The sequence below is a fragment of the Pelagerythrobacter marinus genome, assembly GCF_009827515.1.
Lineage (GTDB): Bacteria > Pseudomonadota > Alphaproteobacteria > Sphingomonadales > Sphingomonadaceae > Pelagerythrobacter > Pelagerythrobacter marinus.
In genome coordinates, this window is the sequence record NZ_WTYO01000005.1 from 173,983 (window position 1) to 193,651 (window position 19,669).

The window sequence follows — 19,669 nt, forward strand, 5'->3', positions numbered from 1 at the left end:
CGGGCCGGCCAGCCGGCGCGATGGGCACCGGCCGAACAGCGAAGACAGGAGAATTCGATGCGATCGATTCCATTCCTTGCGGCCCTGCCCGCCCTGGCGCTCGCCGCCTGCGGCAACCCCGCGAACGAAGGCGAAGCGCCGCCGGCTTCCGAAGAAGCAATGCCCGTCGAACCCGATGGCGGGATAGGCGACGGCGCCGCCCCGCTTGATACGGCCGGCGGCACCGGCATCCCCGCCGCGCTGCACGGCCGCTGGGGCCTGGTCGCGGCCGACTGCACCTCGACCCGCGGCGATGCCAAGGGCCTGATCGAGGTCGATGACCGGTCGGTCACCTTCTACGAATCGCGCGCCACGCTGGACGAGGTGGCGGAGCGGGACGGCGATTCCATTCGCGCCACCTTCGACTTTACCGGCGAGGGAATGGAATGGACCCGCGACATGGCGCTCGCTTCCGCCGGGGGCGGCGCCGAACTGGTCCGCACCGAATATGGCGAAGGCGCGATGCCCGAACCCCTGCGGTACACCCAATGCCCGAGCGAAGGAGACGCATGATGTCGAAACTCTACCCCCTCGCCGCCCTGGCCCCGGCCGCGGCGCTTGCCGCCTGTGCGACCCCCGGCGACCCCGGCAGCGCCCCCGGGACTTGCGACGCCGATGCCGCGAGCGGGTTCGTCGGCCAGAAGGCGACGGGCCGGGTCGGCACGCAGATCGTCGAGGCGACCGGCGCCCGCGAGCTTCGCTGGGGCCCGCCCGGCGCCGCCTTCACGATGGATTTCCGGCCGGACCGGGTCAACGTGATGTACGACGAGGCGATGACGATCACCGACGTCACCTGCGGCTGACGCAGTTTCGAACCGGGGCGCTGCGGCCCGGCCGGCGATCCGGCCGGTGCCGCGCCGCCCTTCTTCCCCAGCCGCGGCCGCCCCCGGGCGCCGCGCAGCCAGAGCCTGCCAATGACCGGACAATTCCAGCTGACCGACGACCAGCTCGCCATCCAGGAGATGGCGCAGCGCTTCACCGCGGACAATATCACGCCTTTCGCGGCGGAGTGGGACGAGAACCACCACTTCCCGCGCGACGTGATCCAGAAAACGGGGGAACTGGGCTTCGGCGCGATCTACGTCTCGGAAGAAAGCGGCGGAATCGCGCTCGGCCGGCTGGAGGCCGCGCTGATCATGGAAGCCATGGCCTATGGCTGCCCGGCGACGAGCGCCTATGTCTCGATCCACAACATGGCGACCTGGATGATCGACCGCTTCGGCGGGCAGGCGGTGAAGGAAAAGTACCTGCCGCAGCTGGTGACGATGGAGAAGATCGCCAGCTACGCCCTGACCGAGCCGGGCAGCGGTTCGGATGCCGCCGGCCTCAAGACCACGGCACGCCGCGACGGCGACGACTACGTGCTCAACGGGACCAAGCAGTTCATTTCCGGCGGCGGGTTCAACGATATCTACGTCGTCATGGTCCGCACCGGGGAGCACAAGACCAGGGGCATTACCTGCCTGGTGGTGGAAAAGGATACGCCCGGCGTCAGCTTCGGCAAACCGGAAAAGAAACTCGGCTGGAACGCCAGCCCCACGGCGCAGGTCATCTTCGAGGACGCGCGGATCCCCGTGGCCAACCGGATCGGCGACGAAGGCGAAGGGTTCCGTTTCGCGATGATGGGGCTCGACGGCGGGCGGCTCAACATCGGCGCCTGTTCGCTCGGCGGAGCGCAGCGCTGTCTTGACGAGGCGGTGAACTACACCCGGGAACGCCAGCAGTTCGGCCAGCCGATCGCCGATTTCCAAAACACCCAGTTCATGCTCGCCGACATGGCGACCGAGCTGGAGGCGGCGCGCGCGCTGCTTTACCTCGCGGCGGCCAAGGTGACCGACAATGCGCCCGACAAGAGCAAGTTTTCCGCCATGGCGAAACGGCTCGCGACCGACAGCGGCAGCAATGTGGTGAACGACGCGCTGCAATTGTTCGGCGGCTACGGCTACCTGAAGGAATACCCGATCGAACGTTTCTGGCGCGACCTGCGCGTCCATTCGATCCTCGAAGGGACCAACCAGGTCATGCGCATGATCGTGGGCCGGGACCTGCTGCGCCAGTAACCGCGACCCGCGGCAACATGAGAAATCCAATGACCGAGAACCTCAACATCCACGCGCATGGCCGCACCGGCCATCTCTCGCTCAACCGGCCCAAGGCGCTGCATGCGCTGACGCTCGACATGTGCCACGCGATGAGCGCGGCGCTGGCCGAATGGGCCGGCGACGATGCGATCGAGGCGGTGATCCTCGACCATGCCGAGGGGCGCGGCTTCTGCGCGGGTGGCGACATCAACCTGCTGCGCCACTCGGCGCTGAACGACGGCGGGAAAAGCGGCCGCGAATTCTTCCACGACGAATACCGGCTCAATCACCAGATGTTCGAATATGCCAAGCCGATCGTCGCCTTCATGGACGGCATCACGATGGGCGGCGGCGTGGGCATCGCGCTGCCGTGCAAGTATCGCGTCGCGACCGAGAACACGCGCTTCGCCATGCCCGAAAGCGGCATCGGCCTGTTCCCCGACGTCGGCGGCGGCTGGCACCTCTCGCGCCTCGGCGGGCGGCTGGGCCAGTTCCTCGCGCTCACCGGCGCGCGGCTCGACGGGGCCGAATGCGTCTGGGCGGGCATTGCCACGCATTACCTGCCGGCCGAGAAACTCGCCGAGGCGAAAGCGCGCATCATCGAGCATCCCGACCGGATCGGCGGCATCCTGTCCGAACTTTCGGTCACCCCGCCGCCGGCGCGGCTGGAAGAGAACGCCGCGCTGATCAAGAAACACTTCGCCTCGGACCGCTACGAGGACATCCTCGCCAGCCTCGAAGCGGACGAGGGCGAATGGGCGGCCAAGGAGCTTGCCACGCTGCGCGGCAAGAGCCCGCAGACCTGCAAGGTCGCGCTGCGCCAGTTGAGCGAGAGTGAAAAGCTCGAGAGCTTCGCCGACAACATGCGCATGGAATATCGCATCGCCAGCCGCGTGCTGACCCGGCCCGATTTCGCCGAGGGGGTGCGCGCGGTGATCGTCGACAAGACGAACGACCCGCAATGGAACCCGGCACGCCCGGAGGACGTGAGCGAGGAACTGCTCGACAGCATTTTCGCCCCGCTTCCCGAGGGCGAGGAGTGGACACCGCTGCAATAGTCACATCGCCGTGCTGAACGCGTTTTCGGCATCGCCCCATGCGGGGGCGGCGAAGATAGAAGCATCGACCCGCTAGCGGGTTCAGGACGACCGAACTGGAGATAGCCGCATGGCCGACTACGAAACCATCACCGTCGAACAGCGCCCGGAAGCGAACGGGGCGGTCACGCTGATAACGCTCAACCGCCCCAAGGCGCTCAACGCGCTGAACAGCAAGGTGCTCGAAGAACTGATCGACGCCTTCGCCGCCTACGAGGCGGACCGGGGACAGCTCTGCGCGGTCCTGACCGGGTCGGGCGACAAGGCCTTCGCCGCGGGCGCCGACATCAAGGAAATGAGCGAGAAGGCGGCGGCCGACTTCTACCTGGAGGATTTCTTCAGCCCCTGGACCAGCGAGATCGTGAAGAAGACGCGCAAGCCGTGGATCGCGGCGGTCAACGGCTTCGCGCTGGGCGGCGGTTGCGAACTCGCCATGATGGCCGATTTCATCATCGCGAGCGAGAACGCCAAGTTCGGCCAGCCCGAGATCAAGCTGGGCGTCGCGCCGGGCATGGGCGGTTCGCAGCGCCTGACCAGGGCCATCGGCAAGTCGAAAGCGATGGAAATGTGCCTCACCGGCCGGATGATGGACGCCGAAGAAGCCGAACGCAGCAACCTGGTCGCGCGCGTCGTGCCGCACGAGAGCCTGCTCGACGAGGCACTGAAGACCGCCGCGCAGATCGCCTCCATGCCGCCGATGGCCGCGATCGCGAACAAGGAAATGGTCAACGCCGCGTTCGAAACCAGCCTCGATCAGGGCCTCGTCATCGAACGCCGCATCTTCCAGATCCTCGCTGCGAGCGAGGACAAGAAGGAAGGCATGGCCGCCTTCGTCGAAAAGCGCGAGGGCAAGTGGAAGGGCAGGTAGCTTCGCCGGGTCCAGCGCTTTCCTACGCGGCGGGGCAGCTGATAGGTCCGGCACCGGCCGGGCGATAGTGAAAGGACCTGCGGTAACGGCTCGGGTGTAACCTTGGCGAATATGCGCTCCAGATCAATGGCTTGTGGGGCACAATCTGGTTGACGCCCTGTCACCTTCGTCAACCGCCCGAAAACGATCCGCAGAAATTTGCGAGAGGATGAGAACATGAAAATCGCCTTCATCGGCCTCGGCAACATGGGCGGCGGGATGGCCGCGAACCTCGTGAAGGCGGGGCACGAGGTGAGCGCCTTCGACTTGTCGGAAGAGGCGCTGGCGACGGCCGGCGACAACGGCTGCACGACATTCACCGATGCCGCCGAGGCCGTCCGCGGCGTCGAAGGCGTGGTGACGATGCTGCCCAACGGCGCGATCGTGAAATCGGTCTATACCGACAGCGTGATCGGCAAGGCCCCCGAAGGCGCGGTGCTGCTCGATTGCTCGACCATCGATGTCGCCACCGCCAAGGAGATTAACGCCAAGGCCGAAGCGGCCGGATACGACATGGTCGATGCCCCCGTCTCGGGCGGGATCGCGGCGGCGAATGGCGGGACGCTGACTTTCATGGTCGGCGGCACCGAGAAGGCCTTCGCGCGCGCCGAGGAGGTGCTGAACGCGATGGGCAAGGCCGTGATCCACGCGGGCGACGCAGGCGCCGGCCAGACCGCCAAGATCTGCAACAACATGCTGCTCGCCATTTCGATGATCGGCACGGCAGAGGCGATGAAAATGGCCGAGAAGCTCGGCCTCGACCCGCAGAAGTTCTACGAGATCAGCTCGCAGTCCTCGGGCTATTGCTGGTCCCTGAATGCCTACACTCCCCTGCCCGGCGTCGGTGTCGAAAGCCCGGCCGACAATGGCTACCAGGGCGGCTTCGCCACTGGCCTGATGCTCAAGGATCTGAAGCTGGCGATGGAGGCGGCGCAAACCGCCGATGCCTCGACCCCGCTGGGCCGCCATGCGAAGGAGCTCTACGAGCAGTTCGCCGAGGACAATGCCGGGCTCGACTTCAGCGCGATCATCAAGTCGCTCTGATCTCGTCCAGCACCCGCGCGAGCCATTCGCGCGGGGCCTTGCGGCGGCCGATATCGGCGACGAATTCCTGCCCGCGCGCGACGCTTTTCAGGCGGCCTGCGCGCAACCAGCAATCGGCCCGGTCGTGATAGCTGAGCCCCCCGCGGCGGAGCCAGCCCGGCCGCTGCCAGAGCGAAGGCGGGCCTTCGGGAACGGTCAATCGCAGCGCGTCGCCGGCCCGCCCCGCCACCTGCCCCGGGCCGCAGTAGACCGTGTCGTTCGTCGCGCTCATGCCGATCGCGTGGGGGTGATCGTGGCGGAGCAGCGCATCCCGCCGCTCCGGCGCGCAATCGGCGAGGGCGACGACCTCCTCCACCGCGAGATAGCCGAAGATGCGGTGGTGCGGCTCGCCCGTGCGCTCGTCCCGGAACAGGCCGAAGAACAGGAACACGTCGCCCGGCCCCACCCCGCGGTTGGCCAGGTGGGTCTGGGCGGCGCCGCATTGTCCGAACAGGCAGGTGCCGCCGGGCAGGAACATCGGGTCGTGGTGACAGCGATCCCCGGCCCCGAGGCGCCCCCGGCTGGCGCGGCGCACGTGCTCGCCCAACCCCAGCGCGCCATAGGTCGTGCGCGACGGCCCGCCGGCCGGGATCGGCAGGCTGACCGGGCGGCCATCGACGATAGGCGAAGCGCCGCCACCCGCCGCGCTGTCGAACCCCTTGCGGCTAAAGATCACGCGCATTCGCCGCCCCTGCCGCGCGGCGCGCAGGCTGGCAAGGGTTGCCAATCCGGCCCATGGGTCTAGGGAGCGGGGCGTGACCGTCACTGCACTCATCATGGCCGGCAAGCGTTCCGGCGTTCTCGATCCCCTGGCCGCGCGGGCCGGCGTCGCGCAGAAATGCGTCGTGCCGGTGGGCGGGAAGCCGATGATCGAACATGTGGTGGAGGCGGTATCTGCCTGCCCGCAAGTCGGCGAAATCCGCATCGTCGCGCACGAGCCGGACGAGATCGCCGCCATTCCGCTGGTCGCGAAGCTGGTGGACGAAGGGCGGCTGTCATTCCGGCCCGGCGCCTTCAACCTGGTCGACAGCGTGTTCTCGGGCGCGGAGGATGCGCGGTTCCCGCTCCTTATCACCACCGCCGACAATTGCCTCGTCACCCCCGAAGGCTACGGCGAATTCATCGAGAAGGCCCTGGCAGAAGATGCCGGTGCCGCCGCGGCGCTCGCGCGCAAGGAAGACGTCCAGGCGGCGGACCCGGAAGGGCAATCGCGCTTCTACCAGTTTTCCGATGGCAGCTATTCCAACTGCAACACCTACTGGATCGGCAGCGAGCGCGCGCTTTCGGCGGCCGAGATCATGCGGGGCGGCGGGCAGTTCGTGAAATATCCGCGCCGGATCGCCAAGGCTTTCGGCGTGCTCAACCTCGTTCGCTTCTACCTCGGCTGGGGTTCGAAGGAGAAGCTCTTCGCGCAGGTATCGCGCCGGTTCGGCTTCAAGCTGGTCCCCATCGTCCTCTCGCGCGGGGAATACGCGGTGGACGTGGACAACGAACGGACGTTCGAAGTGACCGAACGCCTGCTGGCCAAGCGGGAGGCGGCGGCGGGTTGACGCCGCCGTAACGGGCCATGCGTCGGCTGTTGCGCAATATCGGCTGGCTGCTGAGCGGCCGCGCGGTCAATGCCGTGCTCAGCCTCGTCTATCTCGCCCTGGCCACGCGCACGCTGGGGATGGAGGCATTCGGCTATTTCGCGCTGATCATCGCGATCGGGCAGACCGTCACCGGTCTGGCCAACTTCCAGACCTGGCAGTTCGTCGTCCGCTGGGGCAGCGAGCCGCGCGGCGCGGGCGAGGCGACCGGTTTCGCGATCGCGCTCGACATGCTCAGCGTCGTGATCGGCACCGCGATCGCGGCCGCGCTGGTCTGGAGCGCGCAGCACTGGCTGCCCTTGCCCGGCGATCTCCTGTGGGTGGCGTTCGGGTACTGCATCGTCTCGCTGCTTTCGATGCGATCGACCCCGACCGGGCTATTGCGCCTGCGCTTCCAGTTCGGCCGCGCCACCGCGGCGGAGGCGGTGCAGCCGATGATCCGCGCGCTCGGGGCGATCCTGGCCGCGCTGTTCATGCCGAGTGTGCTGGGCTTCATCCTCGCCTGGGCGGCGGCGGAAGTGGCCGTGGCCCTGGCGCTGTGGGCGGCGGCGGCCTGGCGCGAGAAGATCGATTTCTCGCAGATCAGCCTCTGGCGCCTCCCCCGCGAGCACCCGGGCGCCTGGCGCTTCGTATGGTCGACCAACATGTCGGGCAGCCTGACGGTCGGCGGCAAGCAGGTGATGATCCTGCTGGTCGGCGCGATCGGGGGCGAGGCCTTCGCGGGCGGGTTCCGCGTCGCCTCGCAACTGGGCCAGGCGCTGGTGCAACTGGCGCAGACGGTGTCGAAGGCGATCTATCCCGAGCTGGTCCACGCGCAGGACGAGGCGCACGACATGGCCCGCCGCATGGCCAATATCGCGCTGATCGGCGGCGCGCTGGCCGTGCTCTTCGCGCTGGTCTTCGGCCGCTGGGGGCTGGAGGCGATCGCGGGGCCGGAATTCGGCGTCGTCTACTGGGCCATGGTGATCCTGGCCATTGCCGGCGCGATCGAACTGGTCGGCGCGAGCCTGGAATCGCTGCTCGTCTCGGCCGGCCGCGCAGGCACCGCCTTCCTGGTGCGCGCGGTGCCCACGGTACTGGCCCTGCTGCTGCTGGAAACGGCGATGGGCTGGAACGGGTTGAAAGGGGCGGCCTTCACCGTGCTCGGCTCCAGCGCGCTGGCGGTGATCGGATTCTGGGTCGCGATCATCTCGCTCCAGCAGATCAAGATCACAGTCGAGCGCAAGAGCGACGGGATCGGCTAGCCGCGCGGGCAGGGCGGCGCCCCGGCAGGATCAGTCCCCTTTCGCCCCCTGCCACGCGAGGACCGGCTTGCGCGCGGCCTGCGTCTCGTCCAGCCGCCGGCGCGGGGCATAGTAGGGCGCCTGCTTCATCGCGCCGTCGCCTGCCCTCGCCCGTTCGGCCACGCTGCGGAAAGCCTCGATGAACTGGTCGAGGCCGGCCTTGCTCTCGGTTTCGGTCGGTTCGATCAGCATGGCCCCGTGGACGACGAGCGGGAAATACATCGTCATCGGATGATAGCCCTCGTCGATCAGCGACTTGGCGAGGTCGAGCGTCGAAAGCCCTTCGGCGAAACCGCGATCGCCGAACAGCGCCTCGTGCATGCAGGGCCCGCTGTCGCCGAACGGCGCATCGAGCAGGTCATCCAGGCTGCGCAGGATGTAATTGGCGTTGAGAACCGCGTCTTCCGCCACTTGCGCGAGCCCGTCGGCCCCGTGGCTGAGAATGTAGGCCAGCGCGCGGGTGAACATGCCCATCTGGCCGTGGAAGGCCGTCATCCGGCCGAAGGCGCTGGTATGGTCGAACTCGGCCGCGTTCTCTTCCTCCACCAGGTGCACGACCCCGTCGGCCGTGCGCGCGGTGAACGGCAACGGTCCATACGGCGAAAGCGCCTGTGACAGGACGACCGGGCCCGAACCCGGCCCGCCGCCGCCATGGGGGGTGGAAAACGTCTTGTGCAGGTTGATGTGCATGGCATCGACGCCGAGGTCGCCCGGCCGCACCTTGCCCACGATCGCGTTGAAATTCGCCCCGTCGCAATAGACGAAGCCGCCCGCGGCGTGGACCGCATCGGAAATCGCCTTCATGTCGCGTTCGAACAGGCCGCAGGTGTTCGGATTGGTGATCATCACCCCGGCGACATCCGGGCCGAGCCGCGCCTTCAGGGCTTCCAGGTCCACCCGGCCATCGGCATTGGCGGGAATGTTCTCCACCCGGTAACCGGCGAAGGCGGCCGTGGCCGGGTTGGTCCCGTGCGCGCTTTCGGGCACCAGGATCACTTCGCGCGCGTCGCCGCGCGCCTCCAGCGCGGCGCGGATGCACAGAATGCCGCAAAGCTCTCCGTGCGCGCCTGCCTTCGGGCTCATCGCCACGCCGTGCATCCCGGTCAGCTCGATCAGCCAGTGGGCCAGCTCGTTGATCACTTCCAGCGCGCCGCGCACCGTCGATACCGGCTGGAGCGGGTGAACGTCGGCAAAGCCGGGTATGCGCGCGACTTTCTCGTTGAGGCGCGGGTTGTGCTTCATCGTGCACGAGCCGAGCGGGAAGAGGCCGAGGTCGATCGCGTAGTTCTGCCGGCTGAGCCGGGTGTAGTGCCGCACCGTCTCCGGCTCCGAAAGGCCCGGCAGGCCGATCGGGTCGCGCCGCTCCATCCCGCCGAGCCGGTTCGGTCCGCCCGGCGCGATCTCGGGCAGGTCGACTCCGGTCGTTTCGGCATGGCCGATCTCGAAGATCAGCGGCTCTTCCAGCATCAGCGCGCGGTTGCCGGTGGCCGTGGCCGGGCCTTCGTGCATGCCGTCGGCGGCAGCGGTCATCTCGGGCTTCCAGCCGGACTTGTTCGGGGCGTTCATGCCAGCGCCTCCTGCAGGGCGGAGGCCAGCGTCTCGATGTCCTCGCGCGTTGTGGTTTCGGTGACCGCGACCAGGAGCCCGTCTTCCAGGGCATCGACCCCGGGGAAGAGCCGGCCCAGCGAGACGCCGGCCAGCACCCCGTCGTCGGCCAGGCGGCGCACGACCTGGCGGGCGTCGGTGCCCAGCCGCAGGGTGAATTCGTTGAAGAAGCTGTCGTTCAGGAGCTCCACGCCGGGGATCTGCGCCAGCCGGTCGGCCGCCTCGCAGGCCAGCGAATGGTTGCACGCGGCCAGGCGGCGCAGCCCTTCCTCGCCCAGCAGGGTCATGTGCACGCTGAAGGCCAGCGCGCAGAGCCCGCTGTTGGTGCAGATGTTGCTGGTCGCCTTCTCCCGGCGGATATGCTGTTCGCGGGTGGAGAGGGTCAGGACGAACCCGCGCTTCCCCTCCGCATCGACGGTCTCGCCGCACAGCCGCCCCGGCATCTGGCGCGCGTGCCTGGCATCGCGCACCGCGAACAGGCCGAGATAGGGGCCGCCGAACTGCAGCCCCACGCCGATCGCCTGCCCTTCGCCGACGACGATATCCGCGCCCAGTTCGCCCGGCGACTTGATCGCCCCCAGGGCCACCGGCTCGGTATTGACCGCGACCAGCAGCGCGCCCTTGGCATGGGCAGCCTCCGCAATGGCGCCGAGATCGGGAATACGGCCGAGGATGTCGGGGTACTGCACGACCACGCACGAGGTTTCGTCGTCGATCCGGGCAATCAGCCCCTCGTTGTCGGGCGTGCCCTGGAGCGAGGGGAGCGCATCGGCGATCTCGTCGTCGGTGAACTTGGCCATCGTGCGCACGACTTCGGCATAGTGCGGGTGCAGCGCGCCGGAGAGCACGACCCGCTTGCGCCGGGTGACCCGCCCCGCCATCGCGACCGCTTCCCAGCAGGCGGTCGAGCCGTCGTACATCGAGGCATTGGCCACCGCGCAGCCGTAAAGCCGCGCGACCTGCGTCTGGAACTCGAACAGCATCTGCAGCGTGCCCTGCGCGATTTCCGGCTGGTAGGGCGTATAGGCAGTCAGGAACTCGCCGCGCTGGATCACGTGGTCCACGCTGGCCGGGACATGGTGGCGATAGGCGCCCGCCCCCAGGAAGAACGGCGCATCGCCGGCCGCGAGGTTCCTGCGCGACAGGCGCTGCATGTGTCGCTCCACCGCCATTTCGCCGGCGTGGAGCGGCAGGCCCCCGATCGGCCCCGACAGGCGGGCCTCCTCCGGCACGTCGACGAAGAGATCGTCGATCGACGAAACGCCGATTCGGTCGAGCATCGCCGATCGATCGGCCTGGGTCAGGGGTAAGTAACGCATAGTCCTGCTTTCCTGCGCCCCGCGGCGGCGGGGGTTTCCTGTCGCGTTCAAAGGCCGTCGACGAAGCTCTTGTAGGCGGCAGCGTCCATCAGCCCTTCGAGCTGCGCCTTGTCGGCGATGGTCAGCTTGAAGAACCAGCCGTCTTCCTCGGGGCTGGAGTTGACGAGCGCCGGATCGCCGTCGAGCGAATCGTTGATCTCGGTCACTTCGCCGCTGATCGGGGCGTAGACGTCGCTCGCCGCCTTGACGCTTTCGACGACCGCCGCGTCCTTCCCCTTTTCCACCGGGGTACCGACCGCGGGCAGTTCGACGAACACGATATCGCCCAGCTGGCCTTGCGCGTAATCGGTGATGCCGACCGTGGCGGTATCCCCCTCGACGTCGATCCATTCGTGTTCTTCGGTGAAATATCGGGCCATCATTTGTCTCCGCGGTAGTACTTGTGGGGAACGAACGGCATCGCCGTAACGCGCGCCGGCAGCCGCTTGCCCCGGACTTCGATTTCCAGTTCGGCGCCCTGCGCGGCGCGTTCGCGCGCGACGTAGGCCATGGCGACCGGGTGGCCGAGCGTGGGCGAGAACCCGCCGCTGGTCACCTCGCCCACCGGGGTCTCGCCCGCGAAGACGCGGGCCCCCTCGCGCGCGGGGAGCCGGCCTTCCAGCGCCAGCCCGACGCGCAGGCGATCGGTTCCGTCCTCGAGCAAGCGGAGCACCCGTTCGGCGCCGGGGAAGCCGCCTTCGGCCCGGCGGCGCTTGCCGATCGCGAAGGCCAGGCCGGCGCTGACCGGGTCGGTCTCGGGCGAAAGGTCGTGGCCGTAGAGGGGAAGGCCCGCTTCCAGCCGCAGCGAATCGCGCGCCCCCAGCCCGATCGGCTTGATCTCGATCTCGGCGCAGAGCCGGCCGGCCAGCGTCTCGGCATGTTCGGCCGGAAGCGACAGCTCGAAACCGTCTTCGCCGGTATAGCCCGAGCGGCTGATGCCGATATCGATGTCGCCAAAGCTGAAGCGCGTGCCCTGCATGAACTTCAGATCGCCCATCGCATCGCGAAACACGCGGCGCAGCGCGGTTTCCGCCTCCGGCCCCTGGACCGCCAGCAGGGCCTGGTCTTCCAGGTGGGTGAGAGTGATCTCGTCGGGCAGGTGCTCGCGCAAGTGGGCGATATCGTCCCACTTGGTCGCGCCGTTGACGACCAGGTAATAGGTCGGCTCGCCCCCTTCGGCGGTAACGTTGGTCACCATCAGGTCGTCGAGAATGCCGCCGTTCGCGTCCAGCAGCAGCGAATAGCGCAGGCGCCCGGGCTTCAGCGCGGCGATGTCGCCGGGCAGCAAGGCCTCGAGCGCATCGGCCGCCCCCTCGCCGCTGACGAGGAGCTGGCCCATGTGGCTGACATCGAACAGGCCGGCATGGCTGCGGGTCCATTCGTGTTCGGCCACGATCCCTTCGTACTGGATCGGCATCTCGTAACCCGCGAAAGGCACCATGCGTGCGCCCTGTGCCCTGTGCCAGGCATCGAGCGGCAGCTTCGCCGGATCGGTATGGTCTTCGGATTCGCTCATCTCTTGCCCCGACTGGCGTGACGACGCTTCGCCGCGACGCGCCCTTTCACCTGCCCCCTCTGTCGGGAAACCTGAGAGCTTGGCCGGCGCGCCGGCTTACACCTTCGGTGGCCCTGCCGGGGCAGGGCGCTTTCCAGAGTGTCGTCCGGCGCGCGGTCCGGGTGCCTGAGAGTTTCCGGGGCGGTTGCTCCTTCGGCGTCGCGGACCGGCCGGCCCGCGAACTCTCCCGCGCGACGTTACCGGGGAATCGCTCCCCCGGTCGACGGATCATTCCCTGCGCGATCCCGGCGCCACGGTCAATCGAGATTGGGCCGCAGCCAGCGTTCGGCGGTGGACAGATCGACCCCGCGGCGCGCCGCATAGTCTTCCAGCTGGTCGCGCCCGATCCGGGCGACCCCGAAATACTGCGCCTCCGGGTGGCCGAAATAGAAGCCGCTGACGGCGGCCGTGGGCCACATGGCGAAGCTCTCCGTCAGCTCCAGCCCCGCATTGGCCGGCGCGTCGAGCAGATCGAACAGGATCGGTTTCAGGCTGTGATCGGGGCAGGCGGGATAGCCGGGCGCGGGCCGGATGCCGCGATACTCTTCCTTGATCAGCGCCTCGTTGGTCAGCTGCTCGCCCGGGGCATAGCCCCACAGCTCGGTCCGCACGTGCTGGTGCAGCCGTTCGGCGAACGCTTCGGCAAGCCGGTCGGCCAGGGCCTTGAGCAGGATGTCGGAGTAATCGTCCTTCTCCTCGCGGAAGCGCGCGGAATAGGGGTCGATCCCGTGGATGCCGACCGCGAAGCCGCCGATCCAGTCGCCGGCCGGATCGATGAAGTCGGCCAGGCACATGTTGGCCCGGTCGCGCGACTTCTTCACCTGCTGGCGCAGGAACGGCAGGACGACGTGCCGCTCCCCGTCGCCGAGGTGCACGGTCACGTCGTCGCCGTCGCGCGCGCAGGGCCACAGCCCGGCGACGCCGCGCGCCGTCAGCCACTTTTCCTCCACGATCCGCTCCAGGAGGCGGTCGGCGTCTTCCTTCAGGCTGCGCGCGGTTTCGCCCACGACCTCGTCGTTCATGATCGACGGCCAGGTGCCGTGCAGTTCCCACGATCGGAAGAACGGCGTCCAGTCGATATATTCGCGCAGGTCCGCCAGCGGCCAGTCGTCGAAGACATGCAGCCCCGGCATCTCGGGCGGCGCCGGCTTGTCGCTGAGATAGGCGTCGTAGAAATTGGCCCGCGCCTCCTCCAGGCTCAGCAGGACGCTCTTGTTCTTTCCCTCGCGCGCATCGCGCACTTTCGCGTAGTCGGCGGCGGTATCGCCGACGAAGGCATCGCGCTGGGTGTCCGACAGCAGCCGGCTGGCGACGCCGACCGCGCGGCTGGCGTCGAGCACGTGGATCACCGGCCCATCGTAGGCCGGGTCGATCCGCAGCGCGGTATGGACCTTGCTGGTCGTCGCGCCGCCGATCAGCAGCGGGATCGACATGCCGGCGGCCTGCATTTCCTCCGCCACGGTCACCATCTCGTCCAGCGAGGGGGTGATCAGGCCCGACAGCCCGATCATGTCCGCCTGGTTGTCGTTCGCGCTTTCGAGGATCTTCGCCCAGGGGACCATCACGCCCAGGTCGATCACCTCGTAGCCGTTGCACTGGAGGACGACGCCGACGATGTTCTTGCCGATATCGTGCACGTCCCCCTTTACCGTGGCCATGACGATCGTGCCCTTGGCCCGGGCGCCTTCGGCTTTCTCGGCCTCGATATAGGGGATCAGGTGGGCGACGGCCTTCTTCATCACGCGGGCGGACTTCACCACCTGCGGCAGGAACATCTTGCCGCTTCCGAACAGGTCGCCGACGACGTTCATCCCGTCCATCAGCGGACCTTCGATCACCTCGATCGGGCGGCCCCCGGCCTCGGCGCAGGCGAGCCGGGCTTCCTCGGTATCCTCCACCACGTGGGCGTCGATACCCTTGACCAGCGCGTGTTCGAGCCGCCGCTCGACCGGCCAGCCGCGCCATTCCTGCGCCGCCTTCTCGGCCTTCGCGTCCTTGCCCTTGTAGCTTTCGGCGAGCGCGATCAGCCGCTCGGTCGCGTCCGGCCGCCGCATCAGGATCACGTCCTCGCAGGCCTCGCGCAGCTGCGAATCGATCGCGTCGTAGACGTCGAGCTGCCCCGCGTTGACGATCGCCATGTCCATCCCGGCGGGAATCGCGTGATAGAGGAAGACCGAGTGCATCGCCCGGCGCACGGTCTCGTTGCCGCGGAAGCTGAACGAAAGGTTCGACAGGCCCCCGCTGACATGGACATGCGGGCAGGCGGCCTTGATCGCGCGCGTGGCCTCAAGAAAATCGAGCGCGTAGCGGTCGTGCTCCTCGATCCCGGTCGCGACCGCGAAGACGTTGGGATCGAAGATGATGTCTTCCGGCGGGAAGCCGATCCCCGTCAGCAGGTCGTAGGCGCGGGTGCAGATCTCGACCTTGCGGTCCCGGGTATCGGCCTGGCCGACCTCGTCGAAGGCCATGACCACGACGGCAGCCCCGTAATCGAGGCACAGGCGCGCCTGTTCGAGGAACTGCGCCTCGCCTTCCTTCATGCTGATCGAATTGACGATCGGCTTGCCCGAAACGCACTTGAGCCCGGCCTCGATCACCTCCCACTTGGAACTGTCGATCATCACCGGCACCCGCGCGATGTCGGGTTCGGCCGCGATCAGCTTGAGGAAGGTGGTCATCGCCTCGACCGCGTCGAGCAGCCCCTCGTCCATGTTGACGTCGATGACCTGGGCGCCGTTCTCGACCTGCTGCCGGGCGACCTCGACCGCGGCGACGTAATCGCCGTCCATGATCAGTTTCTTGAACCGGGCGGAGCCGGTCACATTGGTGCGTTCGCCGATATTGACGAAGCGGGACGATCCGGAATCGGTCACTGGCCCGCGCCCTCCAGCTCGCGCGCCATGACGACATCGTCGTACAGCTTGCCGCCGACGTCGAACCGGCGCGTGCCGATCCGGGCGAAGCCGCGCCCGCCGTAGAAGGCGATCGCGCGCGCATTGTCCGCCTTGACCCCCAGCAGGAGCCGTTCGTGCCCCCGCGCCGCGCCAAGGACGGCATCGAACAGGTCGCGCGCGACCCCGCTGCCGTGGAAGCGCGAGAGGAGATAGATCCGCTTGAGTTCCACGTCGCCGGCGCGCGCCGCCTCGAGTTCGGGCCGGGCGAGGAGCGCATAGCCGACCGGCGCGCCGTCCAGCTCCGCCAGCCAGGCGCGCGCGCCGCCATCGAGGTAGGCGCGATAGGCCGCGGCCGAATGGCGCGTGCGGCAATGTTCGATCAGCGCGCCGCCGTCGAGGACGCCGGCGAAGGTCTCGAGGAACGTCGCCGCCCCGACGATCGCCAGGGTTTCGATATCGGCCGGTCCGGCCTCGCGGATGATACAGTCGTGCATGGTCTCTATGCCGCGATCGAGAAAGGTTCGAGACCGGCGAGCCGCATCTTCGTGTCGCGGGCCGGGATCGCGCGCGGGGCAAGCCCTTCCACCGCGGCGGCAATGGCCGCGATATGCTCGGGCGTCGAACCGCAGCAGCCGCCCAGGATATTGGCCCGCCCGTTTTCCGCCCAGCCCCTGACCAGCGCGGCCGTCGTCTCGGGCGCCTCGTCGTATTCGCCCAGTTCGTTGGGCAGGCCGGCGTTGGGATAGGCCATCAGCAGGGTATCGGCGATGCCCGAGAGCAACTGGACATGCGGCCGCAGCTGTTCGGCGCCGAAGCTGCAGTTGAGCCCGATCGTCGCCGGGTTGGCATGGCGCACCGCATACCAGAACGCCTCGACCGTGTGCCCCGACAGGTTGCGCCCCGAAAGGTCGGTCAGCGTCATCGACAGCATGATCGGCACGTCGCGCCCCAGCTCGCGCTCCAGCCGGCGCACGGCCATGATCCCGGCCTTGGCATTGAGCGTGTCGAAGATCGTCTCGATCAGGATGAAGTCGGCCCCGCCCGCGACCAGCGCGGCGGCCTGTTCGCGATAGACCTCGGTCAGGAAATCGAAGTCGATCTCGCGAAAGCCCGGGTCTTCGACATCGGGGCTGAGCGAGAGCGTCTTGTTCGTCGGCCCGATCGCGCCGGCGACGAAGCGCGGCCGGCCGTCGGCCTGCTCGAACTCGTCGGCCAGGCCGCGCGCGATGCGGGCGGAGGCGACGTTGATCGCCTCCACCTGCGATTCGGCCGCGTAGTCCGCCTGGCTGATGCGGTTGGCGGAGAAGGTATTGGTCGAAACGATGTCCGACCCGGCCTGGAGATAGGCGCGGGTGATGTCGGCGATCACGTCGGGCCGGGTCAGGGCGAGGATGTCGTTGTTGCCCTTCTGGTCGGCAGCGAGGCCGAGCGAGCCGGCATAGTCCGCCTCCTCCAGCGAGCGGGCCTGGATCTGGGTGCCGAAGGCGCCGTCGAAGATCAGGATTCGGCGGGCCGCCTCGGCCGCGAGGCGTTCGCGCGCGCTCATCGCCCACCTCCGCCGGGGCGCAGGCCGAGCATGTGGCAGATGGCATAGCTCAGCTCGGCGCGGTTGAGGGTGTAGAAGTGGAACTGGCGCACCCCGCCGGCATAGAGCCGCCGGCACAGCTCGGCCGCGATCGTGGCCGACACCAGCTGGCGCGCGGCGGGCCGTTCGTCGAGGCCCTCGAACAGCCCGGCCATCCAACCCGGGATCGCCGTGCCGCACAGTGTCGCCATGCGCTGGACGCTGGCGAAGCTCATCACCGGCATCACGCCGGGCACGATCTCGCCGTCGATCCCGGCGGCCACGGCCCTGTCGCGAAAACGGAAGAAGCATTCCGGTTCGAAGAAGAACTGCGTGATCGCGCGGGTCGCCCCGGCGTCGAACTTGCGCTTCAGGTTGTCGAGATCGGCCGCGGCGTCGCGCGCGTCGGGATGAACCTCGGGATAGGCGGCGACCGAGATCTCGAACGGCGCGACGGCCTTCAGGCCGGCGGTCAGCTCCGCGGCATTGGCATAGCCGCCCGGATGGGGGGCATAGTGCGACTGGCCATCGGGCGGATCGCCGCGCAGGGCGACGACGTGGCGTATCCCGCTGTCCCAGTAATGCCGCGCGATATCGTCGATTTCCTCGCGCGTCGCCTCGACGCAGGTCAGGTGCGCGGCGGCCGGGATATGCGCTTCCCGGCTGATGCGCACGACCTGTTCGTGCGTGCGTTCGCGCGTCGTGCCGCCGGCGCCATAAGTCACCGAGACGAAGCGCGGCCCCAGCGGCGCAAGCGTCTGGACGCTGTCCCACAGCGTCTGGGCCATTTTCTCGGTCTTGGGCGGGAAGAATTCGAACGACACGTCGATATCGCCCGCAAGGCCGGAGAAAAGCGGCGCGTCGAGCGCCGTGCGCGCTTCCTGCATCTGATCGAAAGTCGGGCTCATCGGCTGGCCTTCTGGCGGGTACCGACCGGCATGCCGAGGCGCTGGCCGATCCAGATCTTGACCACCAGTTCCCCGCCTTCGAGCGCGATCGGCGGAGCAGGGTCGAAGCCGGCCTCCGCCAGCAGCGACGCGATCGCGGCGTCGGTGAAGCCCAGGCGCACGTGCGCGTGCCGGTCGCGCAGTTCCTCGCGGTCGTGGGCGGCAAAATCTACGATCGCGATCCGCCCGCCGGGCCGGGTGACCCGTGCCGCCTCCGCCAGCGGGGCGGCAGGGTCCTGCGCGAAGTGGAGCACCTGGTGCAGCAGCACGGTGTCGAACCCGCGCGCGGAAAAAGGCAGGGCGGCGAAATCGCCCTGGACCAGCTCGACCGCGTCCGACGGCAGGTTCTGCAGCTTGGCGCGGGCGAAGCGCAACATGTCGAGGCTCTTGTCGAGGGCGACGACCCCCTCTGCGCGTTCGGCGAACAGTTCCGCCATCCGGCCGGTGCCTGTGCCGATGTCGAGCAGGCGGCCGAGCGGCGCATCGCCGAGCGCCTCGACCAGCGCGGCCTCCACCTGCTCGTCCGGACTGTGCAGCCGGCGCAGTTCGTCCCACACCTCGGCATGGCGCGCGAAATAGGTTTCGGCACTGCTTTCGCGGGCGGCGCGGATCGCGGCGAGCTGGCGGCGATCGTCGGCGTAGGCGGCGGCGAAATCGGGGTCTTCGCGTTCGGCCGTGGCGAGCAGGCGCGCCACTGCCTCGCCCACCGGGCTGCCGCGTTCCTTGCCGACGCGGGCGCGCAGGAACACCCAGCTCCCCTCGCGCTGGCGTTCGGCCAGCCCGGCATCGCACAGGATGCCGACATGGCGCGACACGCGCGGCTGGCTCTGCCCCAGGACTTGCGCGAGTTCGCCGACCGCCAGTTCCATGGCGGAAAGCAGGCGCATGATCCGCAGCCTGGTCGGGTCGGCAAGCGCCCGCATGATCGTTTCGATACGCATGGTTCGAAACGCATATAAAGATATTGTTATATGTGCAAGCGCCTTGCGAAACCGGTGTCCGCGCTATTCCTGCCGCGCGATCCGCTGGAGCAGGGCGAGCTGCGCCCGGCCCTGTTCGGTCAGCCGCCAGCTGTCGCCATCGGCCCGCGCGAGCCCGAGCGCGGCGAGCCGGGCATGGTCCTGCGCCTCGGCCTCGTCCGCCCCCCGCGGCATGATCCGGCCGTAGCGGCCGCCGTGGTAGATCAGCGGGTCCGCCTCGCTGCGGTCGAAATCCACCACTTCGCCGAGGAAGATCGCGTGGTCGCCACCTTCATATTCGAACCGGGCGCGGCAGCCGAACCGCGCGGCGTAGCCTTCGATCAGCGGCGCGCCCTCGGGCCCGTCGGTCACCGTCAGGCCGGCGAACTTGTCCACCCCGCGGCGGGCGAAGCGATCGGACATGTCCTGCTGGTCGCAGGCGAGGACATGGACCGCCCAGGCGGTCGCGTCGCGAAATGCCGGCAGGCTGGCGCTGCCGAGCGAGAGGCTCCACAGCACCATCGGCGGATCGAGCGAGACGGAATTGAAGCTGTTGGCCGTCAGCCCGACGGGCCTGCCTTCGCCATCGCGCGCGGTGACGATCGTCACCCCCGTCACGAAACTGCCGAGGGCGTTGCGAAAGGCGGTCTTGTCGATCACTCGGCTTGCACTAGGGTCCATCCCCGAAGCTGGCAATGGCCCGCTGCG

At 68.4% G+C, this 19,669-nt stretch carries 19 protein-coding genes and 1 riboswitch; of the genes, 8 read left to right on the forward strand and 11 right to left on the reverse strand.

The window, feature by feature from the left end:
* Positions 1–57 precede the first annotated feature (57 nt).
* The 6 genes from GRI72_RS11845 to mmsB all read left to right on the forward strand — a co-directional run bounded on the left by GRI72_RS11845 (position 58) and on the right by mmsB (position 5,168).
* Positions 58–552 (forward strand): hypothetical protein, encoded by a 495-nt coding sequence (locus GRI72_RS11845; protein ID WP_160734127.1) that lies wholly within the window; start codon positions 58–60, stop codon positions 550–552.
* A complete protein-coding gene (locus tag GRI72_RS11850; RefSeq protein WP_237487122.1) occupies positions 552–842 on the forward strand; it encodes an I78 family peptidase inhibitor in 291 nt (96 codons plus the stop codon). Before GRI72_RS11845 ends, GRI72_RS11850 begins: the two co-directional genes overlap by 1 nt.
* 111 nt (positions 843–953) lie before the next feature.
* The gene (locus GRI72_RS11855) at positions 954–2,099 is read left to right on the forward strand and encodes an acyl-CoA dehydrogenase family protein (protein ID WP_160734129.1); all 1,146 of its coding nucleotides are present in this window, start codon (positions 954–956) and stop codon (positions 2,097–2,099) included.
* 29 nt (positions 2,100–2,128) lie between these two features.
* Entirely contained in the window at positions 2,129–3,178 is a 1,050-nt protein-coding gene (locus GRI72_RS11860; RefSeq protein WP_160734130.1) for an enoyl-CoA hydratase/isomerase family protein, read from the forward strand.
* 109 nt (positions 3,179–3,287) lie between these two features.
* Positions 3,288–4,085 carry an enoyl-CoA hydratase-related protein gene (locus GRI72_RS11865; protein WP_160734131.1) on the forward strand — a complete coding sequence of 266 codons (798 nt, stop codon included), beginning with the start codon at positions 3,288–3,290 and terminating at the stop codon, positions 4,083–4,085.
* A 216-nt stretch (positions 4,086–4,301) separates the two neighbouring features.
* On the forward strand, positions 4,302–5,168 hold the full coding sequence (gene mmsB, locus GRI72_RS11870) for a 3-hydroxyisobutyrate dehydrogenase (RefSeq protein WP_160734132.1): 867 nt from the start codon (positions 4,302–4,304) through the stop codon (positions 5,166–5,168).
* Here mmsB and GRI72_RS11875 read toward each other — a convergent pair.
* A complete protein-coding gene (locus GRI72_RS11875; RefSeq protein ID WP_160734133.1) occupies positions 5,155–5,889 on the reverse strand; it encodes an Nmad3 family putative nucleotide modification protein in 735 nt (244 codons plus the stop codon). The genes mmsB and GRI72_RS11875 overlap by 14 nt on opposite strands.
* A gap of 73 nt (positions 5,890–5,962) precedes the next feature.
* On the opposite strand from GRI72_RS11875, the gene mobA reads away from it, so the two are divergent.
* The gene (gene mobA / locus GRI72_RS11880) at positions 5,963–6,757 is read left to right on the forward strand and encodes a molybdenum cofactor guanylyltransferase (protein ID WP_337191185.1); all 795 of its coding nucleotides are present in this window, start codon (positions 5,963–5,965) and stop codon (positions 6,755–6,757) included.
* Positions 6,758–6,774: 17 nt separating this feature from the next.
* Positions 6,775–8,040: a lipopolysaccharide biosynthesis protein gene (locus GRI72_RS11885; protein WP_160734134.1), complete on the forward strand. Its 1,266-nt coding sequence runs from the start codon at positions 6,775–6,777 to the stop codon at positions 8,038–8,040.
* 30 nt (positions 8,041–8,070) lie between these two features.
* On the opposite strand, the gene gcvPB is transcribed toward GRI72_RS11885, so the two are convergent.
* The 10 genes from gcvPB to GRI72_RS11935 form a co-directional block, all read right to left on the reverse strand.
* Positions 8,071–9,645 carry an aminomethyl-transferring glycine dehydrogenase subunit GcvPB gene (gcvPB, locus tag GRI72_RS11890; protein ID WP_160734135.1) on the reverse strand — a complete coding sequence of 525 codons (1,575 nt, stop codon included), beginning with the start codon at positions 9,643–9,645 and terminating at the stop codon, positions 8,071–8,073.
* Positions 9,642–11,003, reverse strand: coding sequence for an aminomethyl-transferring glycine dehydrogenase subunit GcvPA (gene gcvPA / locus GRI72_RS11895; RefSeq protein WP_160734136.1), 1,362 nt, complete (start codon positions 11,001–11,003; stop codon positions 9,642–9,644). Before gcvPA ends, gcvPB begins: the two co-directional genes overlap by 4 nt.
* Positions 11,004–11,050: 47 nt before the next feature.
* A complete protein-coding gene (gene gcvH, locus GRI72_RS11900) occupies positions 11,051–11,422 on the reverse strand; it encodes a glycine cleavage system protein GcvH (protein ID WP_160734137.1) in 372 nt (123 codons plus the stop codon).
* Complete coding sequence (gcvT, locus tag GRI72_RS11905; protein WP_160734138.1) at positions 11,422–12,558, reverse strand: glycine cleavage system aminomethyltransferase GcvT; 1,137 nt, start codon at positions 12,556–12,558, stop codon at positions 11,422–11,424. Before gcvT ends, gcvH begins: the two co-directional genes overlap by 1 nt.
* Before the next feature lie 143 nt (positions 12,559–12,701).
* A riboswitch (glycine riboswitch) is annotated at positions 12,702–12,797 on the reverse strand.
* A 57-nt stretch (positions 12,798–12,854) separates the two neighbouring features.
* On the reverse strand, positions 12,855–15,470 hold the full coding sequence (metH, locus tag GRI72_RS11910) for a methionine synthase (protein WP_160734139.1): 2,616 nt from the start codon (positions 15,468–15,470) through the stop codon (positions 12,855–12,857).
* Positions 15,467–15,985: a GNAT family N-acetyltransferase gene (locus GRI72_RS11915; protein WP_160734140.1), complete on the reverse strand. Its 519-nt coding sequence runs from the start codon at positions 15,983–15,985 to the stop codon at positions 15,467–15,469. The genes metH and GRI72_RS11915 overlap by 4 nt, the downstream gene beginning before the upstream one ends.
* Before the next feature lie 5 nt (positions 15,986–15,990).
* On the reverse strand, positions 15,991–17,037 hold the full coding sequence (locus tag GRI72_RS11920; protein WP_160734141.1) for a homocysteine S-methyltransferase family protein: 1,047 nt from the start codon (positions 17,035–17,037) through the stop codon (positions 15,991–15,993).
* Entirely contained in the window at positions 17,034–17,963 is a 930-nt protein-coding gene (gene metF / locus GRI72_RS11925) for a methylenetetrahydrofolate reductase (protein WP_160734142.1), read from the reverse strand. Before metF ends, GRI72_RS11920 begins: the two co-directional genes overlap by 4 nt.
* Positions 17,960–18,943, reverse strand: coding sequence for an ArsR/SmtB family transcription factor (locus GRI72_RS11930; RefSeq protein ID WP_160734143.1), 984 nt, complete (start codon positions 18,941–18,943; stop codon positions 17,960–17,962). The genes metF and GRI72_RS11930 overlap by 4 nt, the downstream gene beginning before the upstream one ends.
* A gap of 63 nt (positions 18,944–19,006) precedes the next feature.
* Positions 19,007–19,621, reverse strand: a complete 615-nt coding sequence (locus GRI72_RS11935) for a flavin reductase (protein WP_160734144.1) — start codon at positions 19,619–19,621, stop codon at positions 19,007–19,009.
* Positions 19,622–19,669: the final 48 nt, after the last annotated feature.

Bases quoted from the DNA above. Each gene is read 5' to 3' on its own strand.
- GRI72_RS11915 (WP_160734140.1), bottom strand. From the start codon at position 15,985: ATGCACGACTGTATCATCCGCGAGGCCGGACCGGCCGATATCGAAACC.
- GRI72_RS11860 (WP_160734130.1), top strand. From the start codon at position 2,129: ATGACCGAGAACCTCAACATCCACGCGCATGGCCGCACCGGCCATCTC.
- GRI72_RS11865 (WP_160734131.1), top strand. From the start codon at position 3,288: ATGGCCGACTACGAAACCATCACCGTCGAACAGCGCCCGGAAGCGAAC.
- GRI72_RS11850 (WP_237487122.1), top strand. From the start codon at position 552: ATGTCGAAACTCTACCCCCTCGCCGCCCTGGCCCCGGCCGCGGCGCTT.
- metF (WP_160734142.1), bottom strand. From the start codon at position 17,963: ATGAGCCCGACTTTCGATCAGATGCAGGAAGCGCGCACGGCGCTCGAC.
- mmsB (WP_160734132.1), top strand. From the start codon at position 4,302: ATGAAAATCGCCTTCATCGGCCTCGGCAACATGGGCGGCGGGATGGCC.
- gcvPA (WP_160734136.1), bottom strand. From the start codon at position 11,003: ATGCGTTACTTACCCCTGACCCAGGCCGATCGATCGGCGATGCTCGAC.
- GRI72_RS11875 (WP_160734133.1), bottom strand. From the start codon at position 5,889: ATGCGCGTGATCTTTAGCCGCAAGGGGTTCGACAGCGCGGCGGGTGGC.
- GRI72_RS11855 (WP_160734129.1), top strand. From the start codon at position 954: ATGACCGGACAATTCCAGCTGACCGACGACCAGCTCGCCATCCAGGAG.
- GRI72_RS11930 (WP_160734143.1), bottom strand. From the start codon at position 18,943: ATGCGTATCGAAACGATCATGCGGGCGCTTGCCGACCCGACCAGGCTG.
- gcvH (WP_160734137.1), bottom strand. From the start codon at position 11,422: ATGGCCCGATATTTCACCGAAGAACACGAATGGATCGACGTCGAGGGG.
- GRI72_RS11920 (WP_160734141.1), bottom strand. From the start codon at position 17,037: ATGAGCGCGCGCGAACGCCTCGCGGCCGAGGCGGCCCGCCGAATCCTG.
- gcvT (WP_160734138.1), bottom strand. From the start codon at position 12,558: ATGAGCGAATCCGAAGACCATACCGATCCGGCGAAGCTGCCGCTCGAT.
- GRI72_RS11845 (WP_160734127.1), top strand. From the start codon at position 58: ATGCGATCGATTCCATTCCTTGCGGCCCTGCCCGCCCTGGCGCTCGCC.
- gcvPB (WP_160734135.1), bottom strand. From the start codon at position 9,645: ATGAACGCCCCGAACAAGTCCGGCTGGAAGCCCGAGATGACCGCTGCC.
- GRI72_RS11885 (WP_160734134.1), top strand. From the start codon at position 6,775: ATGCGTCGGCTGTTGCGCAATATCGGCTGGCTGCTGAGCGGCCGCGCG.